We start from the raw sequence: 2,561 nt of genomic DNA, 5'->3' as shown, positions 1-2,561 counted from the left end.
AAGGAGCGATCCCATGGCCTGGGTCTATCTCGCTATCGCCGGTATATTCGAAATGGGCTGGGCCATCGGCCTCAAATACACCGAGGGCTTTACCCGCATCGTGCCGACGGCGCTGACGCTGGTGGCCATGATCATCAGCGTGGCGCTGCTCGGGCTGGCGCTGCGCGACCTGCCGGTGGGCACCGGCTACGCCGTCTGGACCGGTATCGGCACCGTGGGCACGGCGCTGCTGGGCATGTATCTGTTCGGCGACCCGGCCACCGCCGCCCGCCTGGCCTGCATCGGCCTCATCGTTGCCGGCATTATCGGGCTCAAGGTTTTGAGCTGATTTTTCAATACGTTGAGGCGCTGGCCGGATTCATCCCGCCAGCGCCTTGATTCAGTTTGTGAACGGCCCCCTGTTGCAAAAACGCACGGGTTCCCGCCGACCTGCGCCGCTCCCGAATTTGTTAACGGGCAAATCACTTCGGCCTGCTAGACTCTCTCCTATTCGCCGTTCGCGTCGCCGGCCCCCGACTATTTGGAGAGCAAAGTGCCCTTGCGCTGGCAGGAAGTGGCTGTGCCACTCATCGTGATCGTTTCCCTTATTCTGCTCAAATATGTGCCGGCCATGGCCGGGCTGCCGCTGGCCCGGGCGGCGGGCGTGGCGGCGTTCTTTTCCGCCGCCTTTCTCGCCCTGCGGCTGGTGCAGAGCGAGGAGGGGCTGGCCGTGGACGGCTGGGAAGAACTGCGCCCCTCCATGGGGCAGTATTTCGCCTGCTACGGCATGGGCGCGCTCGCGGCGGCGCTGCTGGCCGCCGTGATCGTCATCGGAAGGGCGCGCCATGTCGACGCCGCCCAGTTGAGCGCCACCTTCCTGGTCGCCGTGCTGCTGGCCGGCCTGGCCCTGTGGGTGGGGCTGCACAGCCTGGCGCCGCGCCTGCGCTGGAACGGCGCCGGCCTCGAACATCGTAGCGCCTTCGGGCGCTTCACCCGCATCGGCTGGGGAGAGGTGCAGGCGGTGCGGCAGGGCTGGGGCGTCTCCATAGAGGCGCGGAACGGGGCGCGGGTGCATTTCTCCCCCCTCAGCAGCGGGGCGGCGAACCTGTTCCACCACGCCGAAAACCGCGCGCGCCGCAATGCCGAGACCGCAACGCGGGCCTTCGCCTCGCTTTAGCAGGACCATTGAGCGGTGCGGATGACTGGAGTAGGTCTGGAGCATGAACCAGCCCATTCCCATCCGCACCGCCCGCTCGGTCTGCCCGCATGATTGCCCCTCGACCTGCGCGCTGGATGTGGACATCCTCGATAGCCGCACCATCGGACGCGTCCGGGGCGCCAAGGACGATCCCTATACGGCCGGCGTCATCTGCGAAAAGGTGGCGCGCTATGCCGAACGCGTGCATCACCCCGAAAGACTGCTCCATCCCCTGCGCCGCATCGGCCCCAAGGGGGCGGGGCAGTGGCAGCGCATAAGCTGGGACGAGGCGCTGGACGAGATCGCCGCGCGTTTCAGCGCCATCGAAGCCGAGCACGGGTCCGAGGCTATCTGGCCCTATTTCTATGCCGGCACCATGGGGCATGTGCAGCGCGACGGGCTGGGGCGGCTGCGCGCCGCCATGGGCTATTCGCGCCAGTATGAAACCATCTGCGTGGGCATTTCCTGGCCCGGCTATATCGTCGGCACCGGGCTTCTGGCCGGGGTCAGCCCCGAGCAGATGGCCGAAAGCGACTGCGTGGTCATCTGGGGCACCAATGCCGTGCATACCCAGGTCAATGTGATGACCCACGCCATGCGCGCCCGCAAGGAGCGGGGCGCCAGGATCGTAGTCATCGACATCTACGAGACCGCCACCATGGCCCAGGCCGATCTGGGGCTGATCCTGCGGCCGGGCACCGACGGGGCGCTGGCGGCGGCGGTGATGCATGTGCTGCTGCGCGACAATCTGGCCGACCGCGCCTATATGGCCCGATACACCGATTTCAGCCCGGAATTCGAGGCGCATCTGCAGAGCCGCACACCCGAATGGGCGGCCGAAATCACCGGGCTCGGCGTGGGGGAGATCGAGCGCTTCGCCCATCTGGTGGGCAGCACCCCGGCCAGCTATTTCCGCCTCGGCTATGGCTTCACCCGCCAGCGCAACGGCGCCACCGCCATGCATGCGGCCCTGTGCATCCCGGCCATGACCGGGGCGTGGCAGCATCGCGGCGGCGGGGCGCTGCACTCCAATTCCGGCACCTGGGAACTGGATAAATCCGCCATCACCGGCGCCCATATGCAAAAGGGCGACCCGCGCTGGCTCGACATGTCGGAAATCGGCCCCATCCTCACCGGCGACGCCAGGGCGCTCAAGGGCGGCGGGCCGGTAAAGGCCATGCTGGTGCAGAACACCAATCCCGCTGCCGTGGCCCCCGACCAGACGCTGGCGCGAAAGGGGCTGGCGCGCGAAGACCTGTTCCTGGTGGTGCATGAGCAGTTCATGACCGAAACGGCCGAACTGGCCGATATCGTGCTGCCGGCCACCATGTTCCTCGAACACAACGACTATTATACGCGCGGCGGCCCTACCCGCGTACTCTAT

The 2,561-nt window shown here is 66.8% G+C and carries 3 protein-coding genes; all 3 read left to right on the top strand.

The genetic code is table 11. The features are described 5' to 3' along the window. The first annotated feature begins 13 nt into the window (after positions 1-13). Positions 14-328, top strand: a complete 315-nt coding sequence (gene sugE, locus VDP82_RS16925) for a quaternary ammonium compound efflux SMR transporter SugE (RefSeq protein ID WP_323015998.1) — start codon at positions 14-16, stop codon at positions 326-328. Between the two features lie 231 nt (positions 329-559). Beyond that, complete coding sequence (locus VDP82_RS16920; protein WP_323015997.1) at positions 560-1,156, top strand: hypothetical protein; 597 nt, start codon at positions 560-562, stop codon at positions 1,154-1,156. Between the two features lie 43 nt (positions 1,157-1,199). Next, a partial coding sequence (locus VDP82_RS16915) for a molybdopterin-dependent oxidoreductase (RefSeq protein WP_323015996.1) occupies positions 1,200-2,561 on the top strand: 1,362 nt, incomplete at its 3' end.

The sequence above is a fragment of the Devosia sp. genome, from assembly GCF_034675085.1.
In the GTDB taxonomy this organism is placed as follows: Bacteria; Pseudomonadota; Alphaproteobacteria; order Rhizobiales; family Devosiaceae; genus Devosia.
The sequence above is the reverse complement of the archived record's forward strand: the minus strand, read 5'-3'. Positions and strand labels throughout refer to the sequence as shown.

Coding starts and splice junctions, on each gene's coding strand:
- sugE (WP_323015998.1), top strand. CDS start 14: ATGGCCTGGGTCTATCTCGCTATCGCCGGTATATTCGAAATGGGCTGG.